The organism is Saccharothrix syringae, assembly GCF_009498035.1.
Lineage (GTDB): Bacteria > Actinomycetota > Actinomycetes > Mycobacteriales > Pseudonocardiaceae > Actinosynnema > Actinosynnema syringae.
In genome coordinates, this window is sequence record NZ_CP034550.1 from 3,395,232 (window position 1) to 3,422,024 (window position 26,793).

General features: G+C 71.8%; 21 protein-coding genes. 16 read left to right on the top strand and 5 right to left on the bottom strand.

The window, feature by feature from the left end:
• Window positions 1–392 precede the first annotated feature (392 nt).
• Window positions 393–4,085, bottom strand: coding sequence for a bacterial transcriptional activator domain-containing protein (locus EKG83_RS15305; protein WP_153278128.1), 3,693 nt, complete (start codon window positions 4,083–4,085; stop codon window positions 393–395).
• A gap of 441 nt (window positions 4,086–4,526) precedes the next feature.
• Here EKG83_RS15305 and EKG83_RS15310 point away from each other — a divergent pair, with 441 nt between their 5' ends.
• On the top strand, window positions 4,527–6,083 hold the full coding sequence (locus tag EKG83_RS15310; protein WP_033433202.1) for a peptidoglycan-binding domain-containing protein: 1,557 nt from the start codon (window positions 4,527–4,529) through the stop codon (window positions 6,081–6,083).
• A 37-nt stretch (window positions 6,084–6,120) separates the two neighbouring features.
• Here the strand turns inward: EKG83_RS15310 and EKG83_RS15315 are convergent, their stop codons facing one another.
• Window positions 6,121–7,902, bottom strand: a complete 1,782-nt coding sequence (locus tag EKG83_RS15315; protein WP_153278129.1) for an NACHT domain-containing protein — start codon at window positions 7,900–7,902, stop codon at window positions 6,121–6,123.
• Window positions 7,903–8,692: 790 nt separating this feature from the next.
• Between EKG83_RS15315 and EKG83_RS15320 the strand changes: the two genes are divergently transcribed.
• The 4 genes from EKG83_RS15320 (at window position 8,693) to EKG83_RS15335 (ending at window position 12,118) form a co-directional block, all read left to right on the top strand.
• Entirely contained in the window at window positions 8,693–9,202 is a 510-nt protein-coding gene (locus EKG83_RS15320; RefSeq protein WP_051766419.1) for an NUDIX domain-containing protein, read from the top strand.
• Window positions 9,174–10,652 carry a prenyltransferase/squalene oxidase repeat-containing protein gene (locus EKG83_RS15325; protein ID WP_033433201.1) on the top strand — a complete coding sequence of 493 codons (1,479 nt, stop codon included), beginning with the start codon at window positions 9,174–9,176 and terminating at the stop codon, window positions 10,650–10,652. Before EKG83_RS15320 ends, EKG83_RS15325 begins: the two co-directional genes overlap by 29 nt.
• Before the next feature lie 40 nt (window positions 10,653–10,692).
• The gene (locus tag EKG83_RS15330; protein ID WP_033433200.1) at window positions 10,693–11,088 is read left to right on the top strand and encodes a MerR family transcriptional regulator; all 396 of its coding nucleotides are present in this window, start codon (window positions 10,693–10,695) and stop codon (window positions 11,086–11,088) included.
• Window positions 11,089–11,194: 106 nt separating this feature from the next.
• A complete protein-coding gene (locus EKG83_RS15335; protein WP_153278130.1) occupies window positions 11,195–12,118 on the top strand; it encodes an NADP-dependent oxidoreductase in 924 nt (307 codons plus the stop codon).
• An 84-nt stretch (window positions 12,119–12,202) separates the two neighbouring features.
• Here EKG83_RS15335 and EKG83_RS15340 read toward each other — a convergent pair whose 3' ends face one another.
• Entirely contained in the window at window positions 12,203–13,063 is an 861-nt protein-coding gene (locus EKG83_RS15340) for a helix-turn-helix transcriptional regulator (protein ID WP_033433198.1), read from the bottom strand.
• 185 nt (window positions 13,064–13,248) lie between these two features.
• On the opposite strand from EKG83_RS15340, the gene EKG83_RS15345 reads away from it, so the two are divergent.
• From EKG83_RS15345 to EKG83_RS15360, 4 genes are all read left to right on the top strand, one after another.
• Window positions 13,249–14,220, top strand: a complete 972-nt coding sequence (locus EKG83_RS15345; RefSeq protein ID WP_033433197.1) for an SDR family oxidoreductase — start codon at window positions 13,249–13,251, stop codon at window positions 14,218–14,220.
• 343 nt (window positions 14,221–14,563) lie between these two features.
• A complete protein-coding gene (locus EKG83_RS15350) occupies window positions 14,564–14,887 on the top strand; it encodes an antibiotic biosynthesis monooxygenase family protein (RefSeq protein WP_033433196.1) in 324 nt (107 codons plus the stop codon).
• Between the two features lie 110 nt (window positions 14,888–14,997).
• Window positions 14,998–15,192, top strand: coding sequence for a hypothetical protein (locus tag EKG83_RS49595; protein WP_211269173.1), 195 nt, complete (start codon window positions 14,998–15,000; stop codon window positions 15,190–15,192).
• Between the two features lie 223 nt (window positions 15,193–15,415).
• On the top strand, window positions 15,416–16,249 hold the full coding sequence (locus EKG83_RS15360; protein ID WP_033433195.1) for a hypothetical protein: 834 nt from the start codon (window positions 15,416–15,418) through the stop codon (window positions 16,247–16,249).
• Between the two features lie 74 nt (window positions 16,250–16,323).
• Here the strand turns inward: EKG83_RS15360 and EKG83_RS15365 are convergent, their stop codons facing one another.
• Window positions 16,324–17,526 (bottom strand): hypothetical protein, encoded by a 1,203-nt coding sequence (locus tag EKG83_RS15365; RefSeq protein ID WP_033433194.1) that lies wholly within the window; start codon window positions 17,524–17,526, stop codon window positions 16,324–16,326.
• A gap of 430 nt (window positions 17,527–17,956) precedes the next feature.
• On the opposite strand from EKG83_RS15365, the gene EKG83_RS15370 reads away from it, so the two are divergent.
• Entirely contained in the window at window positions 17,957–18,475 is a 519-nt protein-coding gene (locus EKG83_RS15370; protein WP_170191898.1) for an RICIN domain-containing protein, read from the top strand.
• Between the two features lie 122 nt (window positions 18,476–18,597).
• On the opposite strand, the gene EKG83_RS15375 is transcribed toward EKG83_RS15370, so the two are convergent.
• A complete protein-coding gene (locus tag EKG83_RS15375; protein ID WP_153278132.1) occupies window positions 18,598–19,407 on the bottom strand; it encodes a DNA/RNA non-specific endonuclease in 810 nt (269 codons plus the stop codon).
• 300 nt (window positions 19,408–19,707) lie between these two features.
• Between EKG83_RS15375 and EKG83_RS15380 the strand changes: the two genes are divergently transcribed.
• The 6 genes from EKG83_RS15380 to EKG83_RS15400 all read left to right on the top strand — a co-directional run bounded on the left by EKG83_RS15380 (window position 19,708) and on the right by EKG83_RS15400 (window position 26,793).
• Window positions 19,708–20,832: a DUF2235 domain-containing protein gene (locus EKG83_RS15380; protein WP_051766418.1), complete on the top strand. Its 1,125-nt coding sequence runs from the start codon at window positions 19,708–19,710 to the stop codon at window positions 20,830–20,832.
• Window positions 20,833–21,528: 696 nt separating this feature from the next.
• Window positions 21,529–22,425 (top strand): hypothetical protein, encoded by an 897-nt coding sequence (locus EKG83_RS46875; RefSeq protein WP_033433191.1) that lies wholly within the window; start codon window positions 21,529–21,531, stop codon window positions 22,423–22,425.
• Window positions 22,401–23,078: a DUF4255 domain-containing protein gene (locus EKG83_RS46880; protein WP_033433190.1), complete on the top strand. Its 678-nt coding sequence runs from the start codon at window positions 22,401–22,403 to the stop codon at window positions 23,076–23,078. The genes EKG83_RS46875 and EKG83_RS46880 overlap by 25 nt, the downstream gene beginning before the upstream one ends.
• A gap of 11 nt (window positions 23,079–23,089) precedes the next feature.
• On the top strand, window positions 23,090–24,652 hold the full coding sequence (locus EKG83_RS15390) for a phage tail sheath family protein (RefSeq protein WP_033433189.1): 1,563 nt from the start codon (window positions 23,090–23,092) through the stop codon (window positions 24,650–24,652).
• Window positions 24,653–24,690: 38 nt separating this feature from the next.
• On the top strand, window positions 24,691–25,137 hold the full coding sequence (locus tag EKG83_RS15395) for a phage tail protein (protein ID WP_033433188.1): 447 nt from the start codon (window positions 24,691–24,693) through the stop codon (window positions 25,135–25,137).
• Between the two features lie 9 nt (window positions 25,138–25,146).
• The gene (locus tag EKG83_RS15400) at window positions 25,147–26,793 is read left to right on the top strand and encodes a phage tail sheath family protein (RefSeq protein ID WP_033433187.1); all 1,647 of its coding nucleotides are present in this window, start codon (window positions 25,147–25,149) and stop codon (window positions 26,791–26,793) included.

The following is a 26,793-nucleotide window of genomic DNA, read 5'->3' on the forward strand; positions in this document are numbered from 1 at the left end:
CCCTGACGCCTGCCACACGCGGACCCCGCTTGCCCGCGGTGCGTCAAAATACGATGCTAGCCCGGCCCACAACAAAAGCGCTTGGTTATCACGCTTTTGTCCTAAAACACTCGACTCAGCGTGTTCCCCGGTAACGGAACCGTCAAGATCGCCTGTTCGACAAGAGTCCGCGACGTGGAATCGGCTGTCCTCGCCGTAAATCTGCGGATTTGCAACTCCGGAAACAATGATCTTGCAATGCGGTTGACCACCCGGTGGTCGACCGTGGTGTGGAGCTCGAAGCGACAAAGGCACCAGGCTCGTGATCGCCGCCACCTGCCGACGCCGCCTGCGCAATCACTCGTCGTCCGAGGAGTTCCCGCGCACCACTCCGGTCCTCAAGCGGACCCCTCTCACGGCCACCAGCGTCGCGCGTCGTCGATCGCCGCGGCGATGCCGTCGGGAAACCCGGGACCGGCGAGCTCCGCCAGCCTCGGGGCGGCCCTGTCCAGGAGCGCGAGACACGTCGTCCGACTGACCGACCGCATCGTGCGGCGAAGCAGGGCGACCAGGTCCGGGCCTGGCAGGACCGCCGCGGCACGGGCCACCACCAGGATCAGCAGTCCACGGTCCCGGCTCGGTGCCGCCGCCGCGGCCCGTGCGAGGTGAGCGGCGGAGCCGAGGACGGGGACCAGGCCGGTGAGCGCCCGCGTCCGGGCTTCCTCGGGGAGGTGCTCAACGGCGGAAAGCGCCACCTCCACCTCGGCGTCGGCCAAACCGGGTGCGGCCGAGGCCAGCGCGCGAGCTCTGCGGAACGGGTCGTCCATCGCCAGGATCTCGGAGAGCGTGCGAGCGGGGGGCGGGGGAAGGCCGTGTCCCACGGCGGTGGTCCGCTGGTCGGGCAGCGCGTATCCGGCCAGCACCCCGGCGCGGGTCTGGCGGTCGGCCGCTGCGGAGACCTCGGCGTCGGCGGGGTCGGAAGTGGCGGTGATGGTGCGGGCCGCGGTCAGCGCGGCGGTGAGCACCGGCGGCCGTTCGCCGACGGGCAAGCGGGCCGCGACCGCCGTCAGCAGGACGGCCCGCGCGTCGAGGTCGGCGATCCCGGGCGCGGCGGCGAGCACCTCGGCGAGGTCGCCGTCGGAACCGGTCGGGATGAGGGCGACGAGCTCGTCAAGGCGTGCGGGTTCGCCGCCGTCCGCTGTGGCGCGCTTCAGCAGTGCGCCGATCGGCGGCCGGGGCGCCTCACGCGGAGGGGCGGTCGAGGCTGCGGCGGACACCGCGTCATCGACGAGGTCGTCGGGCAGTTCCGGCAGGATCCGCCGGACGGCCTCCGCGCGATCGTGCTCACCGGCGACGGACATCGCCGAGTCCAGCGCGTCCCGGAGCAGGCTGCGCCTGGGCTGCCCGTCCAGGCGTCGGGCGATCGCCGCCTGCGCGGCGGCGCGCCACCCGCCGTGCCGTATTCGGGAGGCGATCGACACCGCGTCGGCCACGTCCGCCAGGTGCGGCGCGATCCGGGTCAGCACGTCGCCGGTGATGTGGGTGACGGGATCACGGGCGGCGGCCAGCGCCCACGCGACCGCCGCAGGACGAAGGCCGTCCGGCAGGAACGGGACCAGCGCGGCGAGCAACAACCCTCTGGCGGGCGGGGCGTGCAGCCTGCGGGCGTGCGCGACCGCCCGCGACGGCGTCCACATCCCGGCCTTGACCAGGGCGACCACCAGGTCGGCCGGGATGTTCGCGGTGAGACTGGTGATCGAGGAGACCGCGAGCGCGCACCGTGCCTCGTCCACCAGCGTCGGCGCGGACCTGCCCGCGGCCAGCGCCTCGTCGGTTCGGTGTGCGAGGTGCGTCCACAGGGCGGCGATGTCGGCGAGGTAGTCGTCGACGGCGTCGGCGTGCTCGTGGGCGGCGAACCACAGGTTGCCCGTCCGGCCCTCGACGGCGAGCAGCCGGCAGAGCTCCTCGGCCCGCCCGGCGTCGAGCAGGTGCCCGGCCAGGTGCCGCACCGCGTACCCCGACCCCGCGGTCAGCAGGTCGGGGTCGGCGGCCAGCCGCGGCAACCCGGCGTCGAGTCCGCCGAACCTGCCGAGGTGGTGGTCGACGATCCGGTGACGTGCGGTCGACGCCGCGGCGCCCAGCGTCTCGCTCCAGTGCCAGTCCTCCTCTGCCCCGAGGTCGTCGAGGGGGCGGCCGTTGAGGAACTCCCGCAGGCTGGTGTGGTGGACGGCGAACCTGCGGGCCGTCGGCCCCGCGCGCTCCACGGCGAGGAACGGCCGAAGGGTGCCGTGGCACCAGCGCCGGACCGCGGTCTCGTCGGCGTCGGCCGCCAGCGCGAGGTCGGCGGCGTCGAGCGGCTCCCCGATGACGGCGACCACGCCCAACAGCCGCAGCAGTCCGGCGTCCCAGGCGGGGCTCCGGCTCCAGCGGTCCACGGTGTCGGTGTAGTAGCGGGACAGCCCCGGGGGCAGAGTGGCGAGGTCCCGCACGTTGCGAACCCCGTTCCGCAGTTCCTCGACGGCGTAGCGCAGGTAGACCCAGACGCCCTGGCAGCGGTCCGACAGCGCGGCGATGACGTCCTCACCGGCAAGCTCCGGCGGCAGCACCGCACGCAGGTGCGCCTCGACGTCGAGGCGGTTGCGCGGGTCGTCGGCCGCCAGCCGCACCACGGCGGAGTCGCCGCCGGCACGCGGCGGGGGATGGCCGGTCCGGTAGGTGCCCACCACGAACACCCCGTCCGGCAGCACGAACGGCAGCCCCCACGGCTGCCCGTCGGTCTCCGCCTCGTCCGCACCGTCGACGACCAGGACCAGTGGGCTCCCCGCGGCCCGCGCCCGCTTGGCCGCCGCGTGGAGCACCACGTCGAACCCCTCCGGGGTGAACGCCCACTCCGGCACCATCGCGCCCGGCGCGATGTCCGCCAGTGACCACCGCCGCACCAGCTGGCCGGCCAGGTTCTGCAACCCGACCCGCACCGTCGCGCCCCGGCTCAACCCGGCGAAGTGCCCCACCCATCCCCGCTCCCGCACCAGGAACGCCGCCAACGCCGTCTTCCCCACCCCGGCGTCCCCCGCGACCCAGACGTAGCCGCCGGACATCCCGGCCAGCCAGGCGTCGATCTCCGCGAGCACCCAGGCCCGCCCGGTGAACCCCTCGCTCAACACCCGGTCCGTCACCTGCCGGTGCTCCCGGACGGCGTTCTCCACCGACACCGCGGCGGGGCCCGCCGGCACCGGGATGACGGTGTGGCCCTGAACTCCGACCGCGGGACTGCCAGGGACGACGTCGGGTACGGCCTGGCGGCCGGTGAACTCGGGCAGCTCGGCCGGCAGGCCGTTGGACGCCCGGGGCGCGGCTGGTGAGAGCCGGCGGGGCATGGCGATCGTGCGGCGGACGTGGGCAAGCGTGTCCGCGGAGGGTTCGGCGCCGTGGATCTGGCGCATCAGGGTGGTGAGGCGGTCGCGCCAGGCGGGGACGGCGATGTGGCGTCCGAGCGCGGACAGGGCGCGGACGCCGAGGAGCAGGAACTCGTCGGTCGGGTGGTGCTCGACGAGGACGTGCAGCTCCTGCAGCACCCGGTCGGCGTGGCCGCTGTCCAGCAGGGCGTGTAGGTGGTGCTCTTTGAGCGTCCGGTGCCGGGCGATCATGTCCTCGCGGCGGCGGTCGGCCCAGTCGCCGCCGAGTCCGGCCAGCGGGGCACCCCGCCACAGGGCGAACGCCTCCTCGAACCGGTCCAGGTCACGGGCCTGCTGGGCAGCGTCGGCCAGGATCAGGAACCGGTGGTAGTCCACCAGCATCGGGTCGATGTCGAGCACGTAGAACCCAGGACGTGACCTGCTGTCCAGCCAGGCGCTGTTGCCGCCCGCGCGGGTGAGGGCGCCGCGTATGTGCTTGGCGTAGGTCTGGATGGTGGACGCTGGTTTCCTGGCCTGTTTGCGCTCCGGATTGTCGGGCGACCACAGGCAGTCGATCAGCTTTCCGACGCTGACCGGTTTGCGCGGGGACAAGGCCAACGCGGCCAGCATGCATTGCTGCGTTCTTGTTTTCAGCTTGTGCTCGCCCTGGTCACTGCGAATCTCGACCCCGTCCAACAGCCGGATCTCCACCCGCGCCCTCCCGCAAGGCTCGACCTGTCCGGAGTGTGGCAGGCGGTCGGTCGGGGGAATCCGCAACCGTGCGGGCGTTCACCCGTTCGGATGTGGTTTTGTCCCGTCGGTCGTTCCCGGTTCTATTCGGGAACACCCGTCTCCAGGTAGTGCTCAAACTGGGATTCCCACTGGCGGCCAACACCGCCGAAGCGGTGTCGTTGGCCGCGTGGAACGGTGAAGCGGAGGATGTGGTCCAGTACTGGGCGCGGACCGCCCCGCGTGAGGCGACTGCGGACATGACGTTGACCCGAAGTCGTCTGCAGGTCGCCCGCGCCACACGTACCCACGCGACGGCCTGACCGGGAGGACGGCGTGGGCTGCCCTTCCGGCTGCCCACGCGGGCGGTCACAGGCTCGGCGCGGGCGAGGACCGTGGGACCGGTTGGTCCGGGGAGGGAGCATGCGCGGTGTTCGGCGGGCGTCCGCGGTGGTCGCGGCCGTGCCGGCACGCGTCGTCCAGGCGCCCCGGCCCCGCGGCGTCCTGGCGTTGCAGCGGGCCGCCGGGAACCAGGCCGTCGCCCACGCGCTCCAGCGGCTGACCGAGACCGAGCGGTTCGAGAACCTGGTCGCGCCCCGGTATGCGAGCAGCGACCGGCTGCAGAGCGCGTTCGATAACCAGCCCGCGATGGGCGCGTTCGAACCCGACCACGAGGCCGTCCGGCTCGTGCAGCAGGGGCTGGTCAAGGACGGGTTCCCACTGCCCAAGTCGACCAGGCCCGACGGCACGCTGGACGGCGTCTTCGCCGGGGAGACCGCGGGCGCGGTGACGGCGTTCCAGCGCAAGCACCAGCTCCCGACCAAGGACGGACGTGTCGGCCGACAGGTGCTCAGGCGCCTGGACGAGCTGGAGATCGGCGGTGTCGGGCCGGGCTCGAACGAGACGCAACGCCGCCACGCCCTGGCCGAATCCGTGCTCCGCGCGCAGCAGGACCGCGTCCGTGCCCTGATCCGGAACGGCCTCGCGCTGCGCCCGGCCGGCACCGCGCCCGACCGCCGTGACGTCCTGTTCCGCAACGCGTGCGAATGGATCGACCGCGGCCGCGCCGACATGCACGTCATGGTCCGCACGCACGACTCGCTCTTCCGCGCGGGCAAGGCCGGCGCGCAGAACGCGACGCCCGGCACGTTCGCCTACTTCGACTCCGCCACCACGCACCCCGGCAGCGGCGGCACCTACCCGATCAACCCCGGGCCGGGTGAGGAGCGGCACGTCTCCTACGCGCCGGGTGGTTTCCACGGCGTCACGGTCAACTCCGACATCAAGCTGCTGGACGTGGAGAACCGCACCGACGAGGAGCTGAAGACCACGATCCTGCACGAGGTCCAGCACATCGCCGACCGCACCGAAGGCCAGACGCCCACGCAACCGGAAGGGCCTGGCCGCGTGAAGATGTTCGACCGCGCCGGCCGGCCGGACCTCCAGCTCGAAGGCCACGTGAACGTCTACCAGACGGAGTTCCGCGCGCACTGGATCGAGCACCCCGAGGGCGATCCGGCCGACAGGTACGGATCGTCCACCGCGCCCGCGACGAACGCGCAACCCGTGGTGTTCGCCGATCCGACCGGGACCACCCGGCAGGCCAGGACGAGCTTCAAGAACCTGCGTCAGGAGAACGTGTTCTTCGATTTGATCAACAACGGCTACGAGGTGGCCGGGCCGTACACGTCCAGCGCGCAGTTCAAGAAGATGGCCGACGACTACGCCCTGCCGGCCGGGGTCAACCTGGTCGACTCGGTGCGGGTGGACGACCTGCTCAACGCCGTGGGCGCGTGCGACACCACCATGACCGACCGGCACCCGTCGATCGTGGCCATGCTCGCCTCCGCCGGGCGGCTCGACGAGCCCGACCGGCGGTTCCTGCGCGACCGGGGGCTGTCGAAACCGTTCTGGGACAACGCCGACCGGCACCTGGGCAAGGCGCAGACGGCCCGGCTCGTCAAGGCGATCGGTCCGTGAGCGGAGCCGGTCCGGAGTTCCGGTCTCCTCACGGCGATCATCCGGTGTCGTAGGTGCGCGCCAGGTACTCCTGGAGTTTGCGGTGCCGGAACTGGTAGACCGCTCCTTGTCGGCGGAGCACGCCTCGCGCGTGCGCCTCGTCGAGGAAGGCGATCCACCGCCAGGGCGCTCGACGCGTCAGTGCCCACCACGGACGGGCCACCGCTGCCCACTGCCCCCACGCCGTGGTGGCGAGGCCGCGGCGGAGGGACAGCACGGAGGTGCCCGCTGTCCCGAATGCCACGGCGCCCATCAGACTGAGGTCGGCAAGTGTGGTGGCTGTGCCGAAGAGGGCGATCGTGGGGGTCACCAGGGCGGTGAGGAACCCGATCTTCGCCATCGCCTGGACCGTGGCGTTGCGCCGGTCCATGGCCAGCGACCTCGTCGGCCCGGCCACCGACTGGATGTCGATCGGGATCTGCAACTGCGGCATGAACCACTGCAGGGGGAGGACCAGCAGAAGTGCGTAGAACAGGATGCCGAGCGGGGCTGGTCCGTCCCGCAGGAGGCCGACATACCCCACGCTGTAGACGTGGTGTGAAAACATGAACGTTTCCCTCGACTCCGGCCTGCCGCGGAACTTCGGACGTCCCCAACGCAGGCGTGACGGTTCCGCCGGTCCTTCGCGCTCCTGTCTGCGGAGCATGCCGTAGGCGACGACGGCCAGCAGCGCCGCGAAACACGCGAAGAGGACGTTGCCGCTGACCGCGGACCCGGTGTCCGCACCCGCGACCGCGATCAAAGCCCTCGACAGGCCGAGCACGAGGAAGACCTCCGACACCGCGATCGCGGCGAGCCACGACCTGCGCAGGGTTTCGGGGACGGCGTCTCCCACCTGCCACCACGCCAGGTCCTGCCTGCCCGTGTCGGTCAAGTGCCTGGCCGCGACCCGGAGGTACCGGAGGACCCGGTCGACGTCGTGCCGCGGTGCACTCGCACCCGACCGGAAGGCCGCCGGGACGAAGCCGGCGAACAGGTGCTCCTCCAGCAGTCTGCGAGTTCCGAACCGGTTGGCGTCCAGCAACTCGGACGGGTCCTCACCCGGTGTGTCGCTGTAGGCGGTCCTGGCCAGCGACACCATCAGCGGCGTCGTCAGCAGCTCGGCGAGCACGGACGCGGCCCGGTCGTGGGGCCGGCTCCGCAGGCGTTCGAGGACCGGCTCCCACGCGGTGGTACCACCCTCCGAGGTCTTGCGGGTGGTGAGGGGGAGGTAGGCGACCACGTCGTCCACGCCCAGGTCCACGAGTTGGATGCACGCGGCCCGGGTCAGCACGTCGGCTTCGGCGACAGCGGTCGCGTACTCGTCGGCACGACTGGTGATCACGGCCGGGGCGGAGGTGGAGTTCAGCTCCTCCAGCACGGTCGCGCGAAGCGGTGCCGCGACCTCGTCGAAGCCGTCCAGGATCGGCAGGACGTGCCGCGCGTCGACCAGCGCCGCGGCCAGCGGCTCCCCGGTAGGCGCTCGTCGGGCGAGTGCCGGGTAGTCCCGGACCAGCCCGTTGACGAGCCACTCGCGCAACGAGGCGCTCCCAGGATCCCAACCACCCGGGTTCACCAGGACGGGCACCGGCTCCTCGCGGCCGCGGGTGCCGAGCAGCCCGAGCACCAACCGCACGGCCGCGGACGTCTTGCCGATCCCGGCCCTGCCCAGCACGACCAGGCGTCCCGACGGGAGCCCGCGGTAGAACGCGGTGATCCCGTCGAGATCACCGCCGGGGTCCGCGAGCTCCTCGGTCCGACCGCCCGACGTGCGCACGACATTGGCCCAGTGATCGCTCAACCGTTCGTCGGCCGGTCGCCACCGCACCGGTAGTGGAAAGGGATCGTGCAGACGTCTGCGTTCTTCCTCGTCGCGCCACTGCACGTGCACCGCGTGCGCCAACAACTCCGCGGTATTGGCCAGCACATCGGAAAAACCTCGTGCGGACTGGTTGATCACGCTGATCGACCCTGTGACGTCCCCTGTCTGTATCAGGGGGCCGTGCACGGTGCCTCGTACCGCATTGCGCACCGATCCGCGCTGCCGCTTGAACAGCTGTACCCCCTGTGCTCCGTGGTGAAGCGCATGCTAGGGCATGGTTTGACAGGTCGGGCCGCAATACTGCGAGCTCATGTGGTGACTTCGTGGTTGCCGAAATGTCGTCCAAATGCGGACCGGGAACGATTCGGCTCCGTTCCATTTCCGAAGGGGGCGATCTGTCGGTTTCACCTCTTCGGGCACTCGCCGGGAACGCCCGGCGCCGTCACGAGGACCGGTGTGCGCGGCTGGGCTCGCACGAAGTCGGGACGGGTCTTGTACCCGCTGGTCGGAGCGGCTATACCGGTGTCGGGACACCCGGGTTCGGCCCCCGCTGCCGGACGAGATCGCCGCCCTGGCCTGGTTCGAGGCCGACCGGCAGGCGCGCGAGCACATCGTGCGGCGCTTGGCCGGGTTCCGCGACCAGCAACCGCCCGGACGACGCCCGTCCAGGAGGAACCGGCATGAGCGACGGCGTGGAAGCGGTCGTCCACACCCGGGACCGATCCGCGCGCGGGCGACCGCGGCACGGTGACGGGATGGCCGCCTCGTCATGGAGATGATCGACTTCGTCGACGCCGACGACCGCGTGGTCGGTCGGGGGCAGCGGGGCGGTGCCCGCGACGCCGGTCTGCACTACCGGGTGGCCGCGACGGTCGTCCTCAGCGCGGATCGCGTCCTCGTCTACCGCCGCCCCGGCACCGCCGGGGTGTACCCCGGCCACCACGACGTGCTCGTGGGCGGCACGGTGCGGTCCGGGGAGAGCTACCGGCAGGCCGCCGAACGGGAACTGGCCGAGGAGTTCGGCATCCGGCCGGTGCTGCGCGAGGCGGTGCGCGAGCGCCGGGAGTCACCGATCGGGCCGTGTCACCTGGCGGTGTACCTGGCCGAGGCCCGCGGCCGGCTCCGGCCCGACCCGGCGGAGGTCGACCACCACGAACTGCTGTCCGTCGCCGAGGTCCTCGCCCGCCCGCCACGGCCGTTCGTCGCCGTCGGGCTCGCGGTCCTGCGCCGACTGTTCCGGGAGCACCCCGATGCGTTCCGACGTGAACCGCTGCCGTGACCGGCTCGCCCGCCGCGTGCTGGACCGGGTCGGTCCCACCGGCCTGGTCGACGCACCCTGCACGAGCCGGGTGTTGGAGTCGGCGTTGCTGGTGGCGCTGCTCGACCGGGAAGGGCTCGCGCCGGACCGGGCCGACGCGGCGCGGGGTTTCCTCAGGGCCGCGCTGGATTCCGACCCGCCGGATCCGCTGCAGTGCGCGCTGGGCCGCGCGGCCCTGGGCGAGGCCGTCACGGGAGAACCGGTGCTGCGGGACCTGCTGTCCCGGGTCGGCCCGGACCACGCCGCCCGGAAACTGCTGGTGTTCCGGACCCTGTTGGCCGAACTCGGCGCGGCCGAACACCCCCGCGACGTGCCGGGGGCCGTCTTCGAGGCCGGGCACCAGGCGAGTTGGGTGCGGTTGCAGCTGTCCGCGCTGAAGGTCATCACCGCGCCGGGCACCGCGGGCGAGGCCGACTGGGCGTGCCTGCGCCCGGCACTGCGGCCGGGCCCGGTGTGGGAGGCGAGCCACTTCACGCGCCTGGTGGGGCTGTTCGCGCTGCGCCGCAATCCGGTGTACCGGCCTGCCGTCCGCGACGCGCTGCTGCGGGTGGCGGCCGAACAGCGGTCGGGCGGCGGTCTGCCGTTCATCACCGGGCTGGACGTGTTCGCCACCGCGATCGCCGGCATCGCGCTCGCTCGCGTCACGCCGGAGGAGCCGAGGGTGGTGTCGATGGCCGACGGCCTGGTCGCGCAGCAGAACCCGGACGGCGGGTTCGGCTACACGGTCGGTGTGCGCCAGAGCGACGTCGACGACACCGCGTACGGCATCGAGTTCCTCCGCGCCCTCGCGCCACGACGGCACCGGGACGTGATCCTGGCGGCCGAGGAGTACGTTCTCGCGCAACAGAACCCCGATGGCGGGTTCCCGACGTTCGGTCGGGGAGCCCCGTCCGAGGTCGCGATCACCGCGGGCGCGGTCAACGCGCTCGCCCCCGACCCCGCGCACCGCGGCGCGGTCGAACGCGGGGTCGGGTTCGTGGTCGACGCCCGGCAGGTCGTCGAACGGGGGTGGAGCCGCAACGCGAGCAACGTCCTGTTCCGGGTCGCGCTGGCCTGTGGCGCACTGGCACCGGATGCCGCCGTCGCACTGCGCTCGGCCGCGCACGGCACCCGTCGGCGCGCTTGGCGGTACCTGGTCGACACGCAGGGGCCGGACGGCGGCTGGGGGCACGAGCGCGGTGATGCGAGCGACCCGATCAGCACCGCCTACGCCGTGGTCGCACTGGCCGCGTCGCCCGACCACGCCGCGGCCCTGGGGCGTGCCGTGGACTACCTGGTGACCCGCCAACAGCCCGACGGCGGCTACCGCAGCCGGCCCGACCAGGCCGGACCTCGGCCACTGCTGTACGACACGCCCGCACTGGCCGACATCGCGGTGCTCCTGGCCCTGAGCGCCTGCGGCGAGCGGTGACCCGGTCGTCGCTCGGGCACGCGGGCGTAGGCTCGCGGGAATGCGGATCGGCGAGCTGTCCAAGCGCACGGGCGTGAGTCCGCGCTCACTGCGGTACTACGAGGAGCAGGGCCTGCTGACCAGTTCGCGCTCCGAGGCGGGGCAGCGGCACTATTCCGATGCCGCGGTCCAGCGCGTGTCGCTCATCCGACAGCTGTTCGACGCGGGCCTGTCCAGCCGGGTGATCGCGACCGTGCTGCCGTGCGTGGACGTCCCCGGTGACCTGGACGTCGCCGAGGAGACGTTCACGGCGATGATGCGCGAGCGCGACCGGATCGACGCCGAGATCGCGCACCTGGTCGAGACCCGGGACGCGCTCGACGTGCTGATCAGGGCCAACAGCCGGCACCGGGCGGAGCTGTCCACGGCCCCGGAGCGGGCGGCACGGTCGGCCTGATGCTGTGACCTGCGCCTCAGCCGCTTGCCGCTGACACCGATGTCAGAGGTGAGGATGGCGACAGCGCCCGGAATCACCGGGTCGGGAATGCAGGAGGCGGTAGGAAATGGGTCAGGCTTGGGGTTTCGGCAGGTATGGCGGGCCCGAGGTGCAGGAGTTGTTCGATCGTCCCGATCCCGTCCCCGGTCCCGGCGAGGTGCTGATCCGGGTCGACGTGGCCGGCGTGAACCCCCTCGACCACCTCCTGCGCTCGGGCCTGGTCCCCGGGCTCGACGGCGGGCGTCCGTTTCCCCGCGTGCTGGGCATGGAGGCAGCCGGAACCGTTCTCGCCCTGGGCGAGGACGTCGACGGCCTGGAGGTGGGTGACGCGGTCTTCGGCTTCGCGCTCACCGGTGGCGGCACCTACGCCGAGACGACGGTGCTGTCCGCGCCGAACACCGCGCGCATCCCGGCGGGCCTGTCCGCGACCGTGGCGGCGACGCTGCCGGTGGCCGGGACGACCGCGGTGGACGCGCTCGACCAGCTCGGCCTCCCGGCCGGTGCCGCGGTCCTGGTCAACGGCGTCGGGGGCGGGGTCGGCCTCGCCGTCGCCCGGCTGGCCGCCGGGCGCGAGCTGCGGGTGGTCGGCATCGGGAGCACCGCCAAGCGCGAGCACGCCGAGGCCATCGGGGTGCGGTTCGTCGACTACACCGCCGGGGACGTCGTCGCCGCGGCGCGCGAGCTGGTCCCGGACGGCTTCGACGGGATCGTCGACACGGTCGGAGGCGCCTCGCTGCGGACGGTCGCTCCGCTGGCCCGGGAGCCCCACAACGTCGTCGCCGTGGGTGATGTGTCCGTGTCCGATCTCGGTGGGCGTTTCGTCGAGCGCCGCCTCGACCGGGAGAACCTGGAGCGGTCGGCCCGGCTGGCCCTCGACGGCCTCCTCGAACCCGTGATCACCGCGGTCCACCCGCTCGCCGACGCCCCGGCCGCCCTCGCCACCGTCGAGAACGGTCACACGTCGGGCAAGGTCGTCATCAAGGTGGCATGAGAAGTGCCCGGCCACCCGACGCGGTCAACCGTCCACAACAGACGGGTGAGGGACCGCGGCCGGCGCGCACGTCGGTCAGGGCGGTCACGTGCCCGGGGGCGTCCGCGCGACGATGCGCTGGGCCCCGATGACCGAGAGGAGCCGCAGCTTCTCGTGGCTCTCACCGCCGGGCACCGCGGTGTAGACGAGCAGGATGTGGGACTGCTCGGGGTCCAGGAGCGTCTGGCACGTCAGCTCCAGGACGCCGACCTCCGGGTGCACGTAGCGCTTGACCCCGTCGTGGTGGACGCCGATCTCGTGCTCGTCCCACACGGCGCGGAACTCCGCGCTGCGGGCGAGCAGGAGTTCCCTGAGATGGGCGGCCCGCGACCCGGGCCCGCGGAGGGTGACCACCTTGCGCAGCCCGGAGGCGAAGACGCGGGAGTGCAGCGCGTGGTCGTCGGGGTGGTAGAGGGCGCGGGTGGCCGGGTCGGTGAACCACCGGTAGCCGATGCTGCGGGACGGGCCGGTGTACCCGGTGGTGTCGCCGGTGAGCGCGACGCCCAACGGGGTCTGCCGGAGCGTCTCGCCCAGCTCGGTGACGATCTCGGCGGGCGTGTCGGCGAGCCGGTCGAGGATGCGGAGCAGGCCGGGGCTGATGTGCTCGCTGGTCGCGCCCCTGGCGGGCGGGTTGTGCCCGGCGAGGCGGAACAGGTGGTCGCGTTCGTCGAGGGACAGGTGCAGGCCCTGCGCGATCGAGGCGATCATGTGCTCGGACGGGTGCGGTCCGCGTTCCTGCTCCAGCCGGCTGTAGTAGTCGGTGGAGATGTGGCAGAGCGCGGCGACCTCCTCGCGGCGCAGGCCGGCGGTCCGGCGCCGCTGCCCGCGGGGCAGGCCGACGTCCTCGGGTTGGAGCGACTCCCGGCGGCGGCGCAGGAACCCGGCGAGCCCGGCTCGGTCGATCACGACTGCTTCCTCCCTGGTCCCGGTGCCGTTCCAGTCTGCCCTCGGCGCCGGGCGGTTGCCTGGGATCACCGATCCCCCCATCCGGGCCGCCGGGTGGGACCGGCCTGCCTGGGATCGGGAGACCGTGGATGTCCCCGCGGATCGGGCGCAGCCTGGGGGCACAGCCACCGACCGAGGAGCAGCACATGGCACGCACGCGACCGGACATCACCGTTCCAGACCTCTCCGGGAAGCTCGCCGTCGTCACGGGCGCCAGCGACGGCGTCGGCCTGGGCCTGGCGGCCCGTCTCGCCGCCGCCGGTGCCGAGGTCGTCATGCCCGTCCGCAACCGCCGCAAGGGCGAGGCGGCGATCGCGCGGATCGAGGAGCGGCACCCGGGCGCCGTGCTGTCCCTGCGGGACCTCGACCTGTCGTCGCTGGACTCGGTCGCCGCGCTGGGGGCCGCGCTGCGCGGCGAGGGCCGCCCGATCCACATCCTGGTCAACAACGCCGGCGTGATGACCCCACCGGACCGGCAGACCACCGCCGACGGGTTCGAGCTGCAGTTCGGCAGCAACCACCTGGGGCACTTCGCCCTCGTCGCCCACCTGCTGCCCCTGCTGCGCGCCGGACGGGCCCGGGTGACCTCGCAGATCAGCGTCGCCGCGAGCCAGAACGCCATCAACTGGGACGACCTGAACTGGGAGCGGTCCTACCACGGTCGTCGCGCGTACAGCCAGTCCAAGATCGCGTTCGGCCTGTTCGGGCTGGAGCTGGACCGGCGCAGCCGGGCCGGGGGCTGGGGCATCACCAGCACCCTCGCCCACCCCGGCGTCGTGCCCACCAGCCTGCTGGCCGCGCGCCCCGAGATCGGCCGGGCCCGGGACACCGCCGCCGTGCGCCTCATCCGCGCCCTCTCGCGCCGCGGCCTCGTCGTCGGCACGGTCGAGACCGCGCTGCTCCCGGCCCTGCTGGCGGCCACCTCACCGGACGCGCACGGCGGGCGCCTGTACGGTCCCGGCGGCCTCGGGCACCTGGCCGGCGCGCCGGCCGAGCAGGCCGTCTACTCGCCGCTGCGCGGCGAGGACGACGCCCGCCGCATCTGGCGGATCTCCGAGGACCTCACCGGCAGCTCGTTCCCGACCGTAGAGAGTGCCCGGACCGGGTCCGGCGGGTGAGGCCGGGACCGCGGCCACGTGCACCGAGCGGTCGACGGTCCGACTGGAGTCGGACACGATCGGCAACCGGCACCCGAGTGAGCTCCGGACTCCGACATCGGGCCACCGGGTGATCGTCACCACAGCGCCAGGATGCGGGTAGCCCCTTCGGCGTTGGAACCGATAGCCTTCGTCGGTCGAAAAGGACCTGGGTCGGCAATGGTAAGCCCGACCCCCTCAACACGAGGCTCCGTTTCGTCGCCTCGGCGACGGACCCGCGACAAGTTCTCGGCGAGCAGCCGGGGCTTGACGCTGCCTGTCTGTTGAGTCTCGGCTTCTCACCTCGTCATGCAGAGGAGAAGCGATGCCCGTCATTCGTGTTGGCTCAGCGGTGACCCAGATCAACGTCTTCACCGTCGAACCAGACCACCAGCAGCCTCTGATCGACCACCTCGCCCGTGCTGCCCGGATCGCCAGCGAGGTACCCGGCTGGATGTCGGCCAGCCTCCACCGCAGCCTGGACGGCACCCGCGTCGTCAACTACGCGCAGAGCGAGGATCACGATGCCGCGCAGCGGGTGATCCGGCACTTGAAGTCCCAGGGAATGCTGGAGGGCAACAAGGCGTTCGGGCAAGCCCACCCGGGCCTGTACGAAGTTTCCTTCACCCTTGATCGAGACGACATCTGACACCTGCACGGCCAACCTCGGCCAGGGAGGAATGAAGACATCCATTGCGCGGTGTCCGGCGTAGCCACGCCTGAACGGGGCCGCGGTCCCCGCCGGGGATGATGAATGCGGTGAACGGGATCGCCTGTCCGGCGATCCCGCCGGTGCCGCCGGAGCGGACGGCGTGCTCGATCTGGACGAGGGTGTCGTGCGAGGTTGACCAGCGGTTGCGGGACTGGCACGAGGCCGGCGTCCGGCAGCGACCGCACGAGGGCCTGCTCGCCGAGTTGGACGCCGCGAACGCGCTGGACCGGTCGCGGTGGTGATCGACGGATCGCACGTGCGGGCCCTCGTAGGCGGCCCACCGCCGCCTACCGATCCGGTGGGAGGTCCGCGATGACATCCACGAGGCGTTCCCGAACCCGGCCTGCGGGGCGGTGACTGTTCGGGATCGCCCGGCGTCGCGCGTCCGGTGACATCGCGTCCCGTCAGTGTGGCAGGGCGCCGCATCCGGGACGTGGCCGACGGCACCCGCTTACCGTTACGGCCATGACCGGTGTCGGACTGCAGCTCGCGGTGTTCGACGGGAACTCCTGGTCGTGCGCCGAGCCCTGGTTCATCCCGGCCGATCCGACCGCGCCGGTCCCCGCTGCCCTGCGCGTCTACGACGACGCGCTCCACTGCGTCGTGGTCCGACGGGGCCGACTGGCGCTCGACAAGTACGAATTCGCCAGAGGTGGCTCCTGGGGAAGGGGGGAGCGCATCGAACCGCCGGGTGGAGCGGTCCTGCTGAACGGCGTGGCCCTCACCGGACCGGATCTGTACGTCGAGGCCGAGCTCGTCGACGGGCGGGTGGGCCTGTACGCCACGCCGGTGAACGCGACGACCAACTGGGAACCGGTCGTCGAGCCGACGCGGGTCGGCGAGGGCACCGGCCTGTCCTGCCGTGAACGGGTCACCGGGGCGTGTGCGGGGCTGCCGAAGCCCGGAGGTGCGGAGCCGGGCATCTCGGAACTGCGGTCGCGGGCGACGATGACCGCATACCGGGGGAAGGTGTGGTGCGCCTACGACACGGGGGCGGCGAACAACCCCTTGTACTGGCAGACCTACGTGGCCTCCACGTGGAGCCCGCCTTACCGGTTCGGCGGCACGACGCGCGGACTCGATCCCGCGCTGTGCGTGTACGGTGACCTGCTGTACTGCTTCCACCGCGCCGAAGACGGCGTGCGGTTGCGGTGGAGCGCCACGAACAGCCTGGGCTGGAGCGCGGCCCACGACACGCCGATGAAGGCCCTGAGCACCCCGGCCGTCCGGGCGTTCCAAGGCGCGCTCTACTGCGTCTACCTGGCGGCCGAGCCGTTGTCGGACGAACCGGCTGGTTAGGCGTCGGCACACCCCGACCGCCGGCGGTTCCCCGGTCGGAGCGGTCGGAGCGACCGGGGCACGGGGCTCCGCCGCTACCGGCTGTCGTGGGTGGTCGCATCGACGTCGGGGGGCAGGTAGGGGAGCATCCGCTCGGCGACCTGGTGCTCGGGGTTGTCGGCGTGCTTGGTGAGGACCTGGGTGAGGTAGGCGCGGAAGCTGGGTTTCCGCCATGCCACGGCGAGGTCGTCGCGCAGGAGGGCCGCGGTCTCCGGGTCCGGGGTCGCGGTGGGCGGGATGGTGCCGAGACGGGCGCGGGCGCGGTGGAACTCGAACCAGTCGGACTTGGTGGGTGCGCCGCGCAGGGCGATGGCCTGGTCCAGCTCGGCGAGGGCGCGGTGGTGCTCGCCGACGTCGGCCAGGGCGGAGCCGAGTTCGGCGCGGTAGGCGTAGCGGCCGGGGTCGGCGTCGACCAGCGCCCGCAGCACCGGGATGGTGCGGCGTCGGGCCAGGTCGTCGGTGGACGGGGAGCGCCGCACCTTCGTGACGCTGCGGAAGGCGTACTCGCGTTGCGCCGGTGTCGCCTTGGCCAGCAGGTCGGCGAGGGTGTCGAGGCGCGGTTCCGGGCCGCGGGAGTCCAGTTGCGCGTCCACCACGGCCAGGAGCTCGCGCAGGGCGCGCTGGTCCTGCTGGACCTGGTCGACCTCGGCCTGGACCGGTGCCAGGGCCTGGTTGACCTGGCTGCGCACGAACGAGGCGATCCCCCCGTCGAACTCGGTGAACATCTCCATCAGCCAGGTGCGGGCCCCGATGTAGCTGACGAGGAACCCCAGCACGGTGGGCAGCACCACCAGCGCCCCCGCGAGCACCGTGGCGTGCTTGGCCGGCTGGAACGCCGTGGCGATCGTGTCGACCAGCCGTCCCGCCGCGTCCCCGATCGCACCCACCTGCACCAGGCCGACACCGACCAGGATCTTGGTCAGCCAGTCGGAGATCTGCTCCAGGTTGGTGTTGGCGCTCAGCGCGGTCGTGCCGTCGCCGCGTTGCGCGCGGTCCTCCGGGATGCGGGGGATGCCGAACAGGAAACCCGTCAGCGCACCGCAGGCCGTCGCCGCCGCCGCGACCAGCAGTGCGGTGCCGAGCACGGCGGTGGCGGGCACCGTGCTCAACGCGACGAGCACGATGAGCACGCCGAGGGACACGGCGGCGATGCGCACGTGCACCAGCAACAGGCGCCGCCGCTCCACGCGGACCTCGTCCGGTTGCCGCCCCGTCGGGTGGCTGCCGGTCACCACCATGTGCCGCCCCGATCCGGACCTCGCCGCCAGTTGCGTTCCCAAGTCTGGGTTCGCCGCCGGCGCCGTGGCAATCCACAGCACCCGCACAGGTGGGCCGTCCATCAGAACGGCTGAATCTCGCGGCGCGGCGCCGGACGCCGACATCGCACGATCCGGTGGGCACTCCATCGTGGTGACCCCGTCGCGGACAGGTGGCGGCAGCCCCCTCCTCGTAGCGGAACCGGGCCGCGTGGTGGTGCCGCACCGGAGACCGCGCTCGCCGCGCCGATCGACCACCTGGCGTTCACCCCCGGCCTCAGGGCTGGGCCACCCCCTACCGGTGACCGTTCGGAATCGCCGCAGCGCCGAGGTCGGTGACGCTTAGCCCCGTCAGCGTGAACAAGCGCCGCGACCGACAGCCCTCCGACGGCGCCCGCTTATCGTCATGGGCATGACGAGGAAACCAGGCCGCGCGTTGACGCTGGTCTTGATCATCGCCCTGTCGCTGACGACGGCGATCACCACCGCATCCGCATCCGACGCCGATGTCGGTGCCGAGCGGATGGTCCAGCAACGTCCTTACTCGATCCGACCGAAGGTCGATGCTTCCTTCGCGTTCACGCTGGCCGCCACCAACACGGACGTGACGGTGGAGAAGCGGAACAGCAAGAACGACCACCAGCTCTGGATCCAGGGGAAGTCCGACGGCCAGGGCTACTTCCGGCTGCAGAACAAGTCCCGGAAGGACATGTGCCTGGCCATTCCGAGCGGTAGTGGCTCGGCGAACGTCTTCGCGTGGCCCTGCGGCACGCACACCGGTTACTACTGGAAGTGGACGAAACAGCAACAGCTCCTGAACAAGGACTCCGGCAAGGTGGTGGCGCCCCAACCCCCGCCGGCTCCCGGCAAGCCGATCGTCCAGTGGACGTCCGGAGACGGGAAAGCCGACCTCGTGCGGTACGAGTTCTGATCCGGCGCGGCCGTCGAGTTGCCCTGCGCGACGCCGGAAGCCGCGGACACCGGTACTGCTCGACGACCCGGCGCCGGGCGCTCCCGGGAACCTGCCCGGTCGGCCGCACCGGCGGGTGGCGATCAGAACCGCGCGCCCTTGGGGTTCGGCGTCCACTGCGGCGTGAACTCCCCCGTGACGGGGTTCATCCTGATGCCGCGTGGCGGGAGTTCGGGCAAGGGCAACTTGGTCAGCTCGAACAACCCGTTCAGGATCTCCTTCGTCGTCTCCGAGAGCTCCGGGCAGTGGTAGCGGACGTCGATCTTGATGTACTCCCTGATCGACTTCTCGCAGTCGACCTCGGAGTCCGGGAACATCAACTCGGGGCTGACCTCGACGTCGAAAAGGATCTTGATCTCCTCCACCTCCTCCAGCCCCTTGACCGTCTTGCCCTCCTTCAGCTGGCGCAGTCGCTCGATGGCCTTCTTGACCGGGGCCTCGACCTTCCCCAGGTAGCTCCCGTTGGCCTTCCTGGTTAGCGGGGTGAGGTTCGCGGAGGTGCCGGGACCGCCGAGGTTGTCGTTCTCCAGGTGACCCTTGACCCAGTCCGAGTCGGCGTCCATCCCATGGGCCTCCAGCATGTCGACGAGCGCTTGGGAGAGGCCGTTCTCCCCGCCCTCCTCTCCCGGCCCGACGGGGCGGATGACCCTTCTCCTCCCCAGTTCCTCGACGTCGGTGCACTCGCCGTCCTTCGGCTGGTTGCCTACGAAGCCGGTCGGTGACCTCCAGTCGTAGACGGCGGAGGCCGAGGTGCCTCCGCCCTGCGTCAGGGACCGGAGGGTCCTCGGCTTCTTGGTCGCCTCCGCCGCGGGGTCCGGTTCGGCTTCCCGCGGTCGTTTCCCGGCGCCTTGGCCGACCGGTGGGGCGAGGTCGCTCCCGAGCAGGTGGCGCATGCGGTGCCGCGCGTCCGCGGGAAGGACCGGAACGGCGGGGGACTGCCGTCCCGGGCTCGCGCCCTCGTCCCGCACCGCCTTGCCCGGCCCGCCACCGGAGGTCTGGCGGGAAGGATGTTCGTGCCCGCTCGGCATCTGCTCAGGATTCCCGATCGTCGGCGTGGTCACAATCACCGCGACGAGGGACCGACGAGGTGTCCATCGCCTGGCACCGCACACGTTCGGGCGACGCCGGGCGCCGCCGTGCGCGCGGGGCGGAATAGTTGGGCCCGACTCGCCGTGCACGGAGGAGGAAAGCCCGTGAGCGCACCACCCGCCGACGACCGACCGGCAGGTCGCGCTCTCGTGCTCTGCCTGGACGGAACGCGCAACGAGCCGGAGACCGGCACCACGAACGTGGCGCGCGTTTTCGACCTCGCGGTCAAGGACGAGCGGCAGCTGGTGTACTACGACCCCGGCGTGGGGACGATGGGGTCGCGGGCCGCCGCCACCCGGTTCGGCAAGGCGCTCACCCGGTTCGCCGGGCTGGTGGTCGGCTTCGGCATCAAGGACAAGGTCGAGGACGCGTACCGGTTCCTCGTGCACCACTACCGGCGGGGCGACCGGATCTACGTGTTCGGGTTCAGCCGCGGCGCCTACACCGCGCGGGCCCTGGTCGGGATGATCAGGACGGTCGGCCTGCTGCGGCCCGGGGCGGACAACCTGGTGCCCTACGCGCTCAAGCTCTACACCCGCGGCGGCAACCGGAAGCGGACCGAGGAGCAGGAGCGGGCGTTCTGGGACCTGTGCACGAGGTTCGAGGCCAGGTTCGGCAACCCGGACTTCCCACCCCGGCTCGGCCGGCAGGTCGAGTTCCTGGGCGTCTGGGACACGGTGAAGAGCGTGGGGTGGCTCAACTGGCGCGCCCGGTACGAGCAGGCGCACTGGCCGTTCACCCGGAAGCTGCCCAACGTGGGGCGCGGCAGGCACGCCCTCGCGCTGGACGAACGCCGGCGCCACTACGAGGACTACCGCTTCGACCCGGCGCAGGTCGGCCGCGGTGGCGGTCGGCTGCGCGAGATGTGGTTCCCGGGAGTGCACAGCGACGTGGGGGGCACCCCTCCCGACGACCACCGCCTGGCCGACATCGCGCTGAAGTGGATCGTCGACGAGGCGGTGGCGGTCGGCCTGAGGGTGGACGGGAACGCCTACCGGGAACACGTCTCCGTCCTCCCGGGGCAGGACCTCCCCGCCGACCACGCCCTGGGCCGGATCCACCCGAACAAGGCCGCCTGGGCGCTCCTCGGCCTCGGCTGGCACCGGCGGACCGCGGGCGACGGCGACGAGGTCCACCCCAGCGTCCACGACCGCGTGGACGCGACCAGGGACGACCCCCGGCCGTACCGGCCGCCGGTTCCACTTGGGCAGGCGGCCACCTCGCGCTGACCCGGGCGGCCCGGCGCACTGCCGCGTCGCACCGCCGCGTCGCACCGCCGCGTCGCGCGGCGGCTTCCGCGACCGCCGGAGCCGATCGGTCCCGGGCCGGGTTCCACCGCCTCCCGGCGCGACCGGGTGCCGGTCGGGTATCCGGAAGAGCGGTACCCGGCAGAGCCATTACCGCCCGCGAGCCGCGCTCGATCGTCGACGACGGCTTGATTCCTGCTCATTGGCGGAGGGCATCACCCCGAGGTGGGCGGCGGAAGCGGGGCCGTTGACAATGAAATGCACGGCTGATGGCCCCACCCGGCAGGATGACGCCGTCGCGCGGTTACGCCCGTGGCACGCGGGTCATTCCTTCAGGTCGGATTCCGGTCACTCTCGGTCGAGATCGTGCGGCGGACCGCCGCGAAAACGGGCGATCCGATCCCGACGGGCGGGGTCGGCGGGGTGGGATCCTGTCCCGGCGTCAGCAGGCGATCACCACGAGGTCCATCATCCCGGTGATCCGTGGAACGGCGGCGTTGCGATCTTGTCGAAGCGTGTGCACGATCGGAATCGTCATCGTGAGGCATCGAAAGCCGAGAAGACGGTTGAAAACCTCGGCATCGGGTTGTCGCGCAACCTCGGGGTGCCGGTAGTCATCTGCCGGTGTTCGGATATTCGGGCGGCGACTGTTCGGGCGACGGGAGACGAGTGGCGGAGATGGCGGAACAGTCGGCGCCGGAGGCGCGCGAGTACCAGGGCAGCGCGGACCAGTCCGCCGGAATCGACCCGGAGCGGGAGATCCGGGAGCTCACCGAGCTGGTCTACTACTCCGACAACCTGGCCGGGAACCTGAAGTCCCGGGCCGAGGACCTGAAGGCGGCCCTGGCCAAGTTGCAGAAGGAGCGCCAGGAGATCGCCAAGCAGCACGGCGAGTACGTCAAGGGCAAGTACAACGCGAAGCTGCGGGAAATCCTTTCGAGCGTCAAGTGTTCGCTGCCGGACTACCGGCTCGCCCTCGGGGAGAAGGCGGACGACGCCGACAGGCTGATCGAGGAGCTCAAGGCCGAGATCGGGCAGGCGCGCAAGGACCTGGCCGCCGCCCGCAATTCGCTGGACCAAAAGAAAGGAGAGGTGAAGAAGCTGGCGGAGGCGTTGAAGGAGAGGCAGGACGAATTCGACGACTCGATCAAGCTGTCGGCGACCTTGACCGTCAAGCACAAGTACCTCAAAGGGCTCGCGGACGGGATCGCGGGCAGCGTCAACAACAAACCGCCTTTCGAGGTGTACGCCACGGCCGTCGAGATCGTCCGGCAGTTCGACGAAGCCGAGGTCCGCGTCCCCTTCCCCGGCGACTACCTGGACGACCTGATGAAGAAGTGGGCCGCGGTCGTGGCGGCGCGGAAGGCGCTGACCACCGCGTCGGCGCAAGAGGCCGATCTCCAGGGCAAGGTCCAGCAGTACGACAAGCTCCTCAAGGAAGACCTCACCAAGGACAGGATCGCGGTGCTCCTGCGGCGCTGGCAGCAGCAGACCAAGGACGAGGTCCCGCAGGTGGACCCCGAGGCGCAGTCCGACGAAGAGGTGTCCGAGTGGGGCGCGGTCACCTCGCTCTGAACCTGGTCAGCCACGCGTTGCGGTCGCTGCTGGTGGAGCAGTACCGGGCCGACCCCCAGGTGGGCAGCCTGGTCGGCGGTGAGGGCGGTGTGGTGTGCAGCGATCCGTCCCAGGCCGCCAGGGATCCCGCCCGGCGCCTGTCGCTGTGGTTGTACCGGGTCTCGGAGAGCGAGTTCCTGCGCAACGCCCCGCCGATCGCGGAAGGGTTCCGGGAACAGCGGCACGCCCCGCTCGCCGTGGACCTGCACTACCTGATCACCCCCTTGACCTCCTCGGAGGAGAACGACCAGGTGCTGTTGGGCAGGACCTTGCAGATCCTGTACGACCACCCGGTCATCCACCTCAGCAAGACGGGGGCCGACGACTTCGACGAGATCCGCGTCGCCCTCGTGACCCCGGACATGGCGGAGATGACCGGCATCTGGAGCGCGTTGGGCAACCCCTACCGCCTGTCCGCCGCGTACCTGGTGCGCATGGTCAAGATCGCGAGCGAGTGCATCGAACCGGTGCACCGGGTGCTGGACGCCAGCGCGTTCTACGCCGCCATGGACAACTCGTCCGGCGCGCCCGTTGTCGGCCCGTTCGAACGACGCGGGATCGGGATCGGGGCGGAGCCGGCCGCCTCGCCCACGTCCCGACCCGATTCGGCCTGAGGAGCGAACAGATGCCCGAATACCTGTCTCCCGGCACCTACGTCGAAGAGCTTCCCGCTGACGTGGTGCCCATCGAAGGAGTCGGCACGAGCACGGCCGGGTTCGCCGGTCTGACCGAGCGCGGCCCGACCGCCGCGACGCTGGTCACCTCGTGGCCCGAGTTCGAACGGTGGTACGGGGGCGTCTTCGACCCGGAGAGGTACCTGCTGCCCATATCGGTGCAGGGTTTCTTCGCCAACGGCGGGCTGCGGGCGTACATCGCGCGGGTGACGTTCTCCGTCGACGTGGCGGAGCTGCGATTCGGCGAGGGCGGACCGAGGGTCAGGGCGGTCGGCCCCGGTGACTGGGGCAAGCGGATCGCGGTGCGCGTGCAGAGGGCCACCTTGAACCCGAACGCCTTCCGGTTGCAGGTCCTCTACTTCACCGTCAAACCCGGTGAGCCGATCGACGAGGCCAAGGCCGCGGGTGCCACCGTCATCGAGGACTTCGACGAGCTCGTCACCGACCCCACCAAGTCGCAGTTCGCGCCGAGCCTGGTCAACACGGGGTCCCAGATCATCACCCTGGACTGGCCGAAGACCCCGACCGCGGCCCTGGAACCGTTCGACGACTTCCGCTTCCTCGGCATCTCGGGGGAACCCGAGAACTGGCCCACCGCCGACCACTTCATCGGCAAGGCCGATGCGAACAAGGGCGCCACGGGCTTGGCCGCCCTGGCCGCGGTGGACGACATCGCCCTGCTGGCCGTGCCCGACGCGGTGAACCCGGCGATGCAGGCGATCCGCGGGAAGGTGGTCGGCGCGATGATCGAGCAGTGCGAGAAGCTGAAGAACCGGTTCGCCATCCTCGACGTGGAACGGGGCAAGCGCGGGTTCGACGGCAAGGCGGCCAAGCCGTACCTCTTCCCGCGCTCGGACTACGCCGCCATCTACTACCCGCACGTGCGGACGCTCAACCCGATGACCGGGCAACCGGTGCTGGTGCCGCCGAGCGGGTTCGTCGCGGGCCTGTACGCCTTCAACGACACGACGCGGGGCGTGCACAAGGCACCGGCGAACTACGAGTTGCGGGGCATCCTCACCGAGGACGTCCGCCCGGGCGAGGGACCGCTGGAGTTCACCGTCTCCAAGGGGCAGCACGACACCCTGAACCCGGTGGGGGTCAACGTGATCCGCGACTTCCGGGCCGCGGGCCGGGGGGTGCGGGTCTGGGGCGCCAGGACCACCTGGGCGCACCAGGAGTGGATGTACGTCAACGTGCGCCGCCTGTTCAACTTCGTCGAGGAGTCGGTGAACCGGGGCTCGCAGTGGGTGGTGTTCGAACCGAACTCCGAGCCCACGTGGGCACGCCTGCGGCGGACCGTCGACGCCTTCCTGGAGCAGGTCTGGCGGGACGGCGCGCTGATGGGCGACAGCAAGGAGCAGGCGTACTTCATCCGCTGCGACCGCAGCACGATGTCGCAGGCGGACATCCTCGGCGGGCGGCTCTACTGCCTGATCGGCCTCGCCCCGGTGCGCCCGGCCGAGTTCGTGATCCTTCGGTTCTCCCAGAAAACGATCGAGGCGGCAGGCTGATCCCGCTTCCGGACAGCTTCTAGACAGGAGGCACGACGATGGCAGAGACCGGCAAGCGGCTCGACCCGTTCGCCGCGTTCAACTTCACCCTGAACATCGACGGGCTGGGCGGCTCGCACGGTTTCTCCGAGTGCACGGGGGCGAACACCGAGCAGGACGTCATCGAGTACCGCGAGGGCAACACCGACCCCAAGCTGCTCAAGCTGCCCGGGTTGAAGAAGTTCGGTGACATCACGCTGCGCCGGGGCTTCACCACGAACAAGGAGCTGTGGCAGTGGCGGCAGACGGTGTTGCAGGGCAAGACGGTGCGGCGCACCGGCAGCATCGTGCTCAACGACGAGGGGGGCAAGCCGGCGCTGACGTGGAAGTTCACCGCCGCCTGGCCGCGCCAGTACTCCGCGCCGAACTTCAACGGCACCGGCAGCGAGGTCGCCATCGAGGAGCTGATCCTGGTCGTGGAGACCCTCGAACTGGACGCGAAGTAGGCGGCCGGCATGAGCGAGGGCCAGGTCGTGCCGGTGCGGTCCGACCCGTTGGGGGCCGACCGGGTTCCCGGCGTCGGGGTGGAGTGGCTGGACGCGGCGCCGCAGTTCCGCGACGCCGTGCCCACCGACGTGGCCGGCTTCGTGGGGATCGCCGAACGGGGCCCGCTGCACCAGGCGGTGCGGGTGGACAACTGGGACCAGTTCCGCGGTGTGTTCGGCACCCGGCTCCCGCACGCCTACCTGGCCTACGCCGTCGAGGGGTTCTTCGCCAACGGCGGACGGCGGTGCTGGGTGGTCCGCGTCGCGGACCCGGTCGCGGCCGGTCCGGCGTGGGACCGGGTGCGGGTCGGCGTGACCTCGCGGTGCCTCCGGCTGGGGGCGAGCAGCCCGGGCGAGTGGGGCAACCAGGTGCGGTACCGGGTGGAGCCGGAGGCCGGTGGGCTGTTCGGCCTCCGGTTGCGCCGGGGCGACGTGGTCGAGGCGTGGCACGGGCTGTCGGACGGGTCGACCGCCGGCGATCGCGACGCGGTGGCCGTCCTCAACGACCCCGTCAAGGGCTCGCGCCTGGTGGCCGCGTCCTGGTGGGAGGAGGACCGGCCCGCGGACGGCGGGCCGCGCACCCGGGACGGCCGGCTGAGCCGGGGTGACGACGGGCTCCGCCGCTTGCGCCCGGAGCACTTCGCCGACGACGAGCGCGGTTGGGGCGTCGAGGCCCTGGACGGGGTGGACGACGTGTCGCTGGTCAGCGTCCCCGACTGCTGGTCGCCCTCGTCGACGCGGTGGCGGAGGCCGCGCCGGCGGTGCCCGCACCGGGGCCCCGACGACCCGAAGGCGGCGGGCCCGGTGCGGGCCGAGTTCGGGTGGAGGACCGCGGCGTGGGTGCAGCGCCAGGTGGTGCGGCACTGCGCGGAGCGCCAGGACCGCGTGGCGCTGCTGGACGCACCGCGGTTCGACGAGCGCGGCAAGCCCGCGGACCGGGCCGCGGTGCTGGCGTGGCGGGCCGGGTTCCGCTCGCCGTTCGCGGCCCTCTACCACCCGTGGATCGTGGCACCGGACGGCACGGCGGGCGGCGGCACGGTGGTCCCGCCCAGCGGCCACGTCGCCGGGGTCTGCGCGGCGGGCGACAGCGCGGTCGGCGTGCACAAGGCCCCGGCCGGCGAAGTCCTGAAGCTGGCCGTGGACACCGCGGCCGAGGTGGACGACGTGACGCACGGCGAGCTGAACCACAACGGGGTGAACGTGCTCCGGGCGAACCGCGGCGTCCGGGTGCTGGGCAACCGCACGCTGGCTCCCGCCGACTCACCCCTGCGACGCCTCAACGTGCGTCGCCTGATGTCGGCGCTGGAGGAGCAGATCCGGCGCGGCACCGCGTGGCTCGTCTTCGAGAAGGCATCGCTGAGCGTGTGCGGCGACGTGGAACGCGTCGTCCACGGCGTGCTGGAGGACGCCTGGCGGTCCGGCCGGCTCGCCGGTCCCACGCCCGAGGCGGCGTACTCGGTGCGGTGCGACCACACCGTCAACCCGCCGGTCGAGCTGGCCAGGGGGAAGATCACCTGCCTGGTGGCGGTGCTCCCGCCGCAGTCCGCGGAACGGCTGGTCCTGCGCCTGGTCCGCAGCCCGGCCGGCGTGCTGACCGAGAAGCAGCCGGGAGGGTGA

Excerpts from the sequence above, each read along its gene's own strand:
- EKG83_RS15310 (WP_033433202.1), top strand. The coding sequence starts at position 4,527 with ATGCGCGGTGTTCGGCGGGCGTCCGCGGTGGTCGCGGCCGTGCCGGCA.
- EKG83_RS15320 (WP_051766419.1), top strand. The coding sequence starts at position 8,693 with ATGGAGATGATCGACTTCGTCGACGCCGACGACCGCGTGGTCGGTCGG.
- EKG83_RS15325 (WP_033433201.1), top strand. The coding sequence starts at position 9,174 with ATGCGTTCCGACGTGAACCGCTGCCGTGACCGGCTCGCCCGCCGCGTG.
- EKG83_RS15330 (WP_033433200.1), top strand. The coding sequence starts at position 10,693 with ATGCGGATCGGCGAGCTGTCCAAGCGCACGGGCGTGAGTCCGCGCTCA.
- EKG83_RS15335 (WP_153278130.1), top strand. The coding sequence starts at position 11,195 with ATGGGTCAGGCTTGGGGTTTCGGCAGGTATGGCGGGCCCGAGGTGCAG.
- EKG83_RS15345 (WP_033433197.1), top strand. The coding sequence starts at position 13,249 with ATGGCACGCACGCGACCGGACATCACCGTTCCAGACCTCTCCGGGAAG.
- EKG83_RS15350 (WP_033433196.1), top strand. The coding sequence starts at position 14,564 with ATGCCCGTCATTCGTGTTGGCTCAGCGGTGACCCAGATCAACGTCTTC.
- EKG83_RS15360 (WP_033433195.1), top strand. The coding sequence starts at position 15,416 with ATGACCGGTGTCGGACTGCAGCTCGCGGTGTTCGACGGGAACTCCTGG.
- EKG83_RS15365 (WP_033433194.1), bottom strand. The coding sequence starts at position 17,526 with ATGGTGGTGACCGGCAGCCACCCGACGGGGCGGCAACCGGACGAGGTC.
- EKG83_RS15370 (WP_170191898.1), top strand. The coding sequence starts at position 17,957 with ATGACGAGGAAACCAGGCCGCGCGTTGACGCTGGTCTTGATCATCGCC.
- EKG83_RS15375 (WP_153278132.1), bottom strand. The coding sequence starts at position 19,407 with ATGCGCCACCTGCTCGGGAGCGACCTCGCCCCACCGGTCGGCCAAGGC.
- EKG83_RS46875 (WP_033433191.1), top strand. The coding sequence starts at position 21,529 with ATGGCGGAACAGTCGGCGCCGGAGGCGCGCGAGTACCAGGGCAGCGCG.
- EKG83_RS15390 (WP_033433189.1), top strand. The coding sequence starts at position 23,090 with ATGCCCGAATACCTGTCTCCCGGCACCTACGTCGAAGAGCTTCCCGCT.
- EKG83_RS15395 (WP_033433188.1), top strand. The coding sequence starts at position 24,691 with ATGGCAGAGACCGGCAAGCGGCTCGACCCGTTCGCCGCGTTCAACTTC.
- EKG83_RS15400 (WP_033433187.1), top strand. The coding sequence starts at position 25,147 with ATGAGCGAGGGCCAGGTCGTGCCGGTGCGGTCCGACCCGTTGGGGGCC.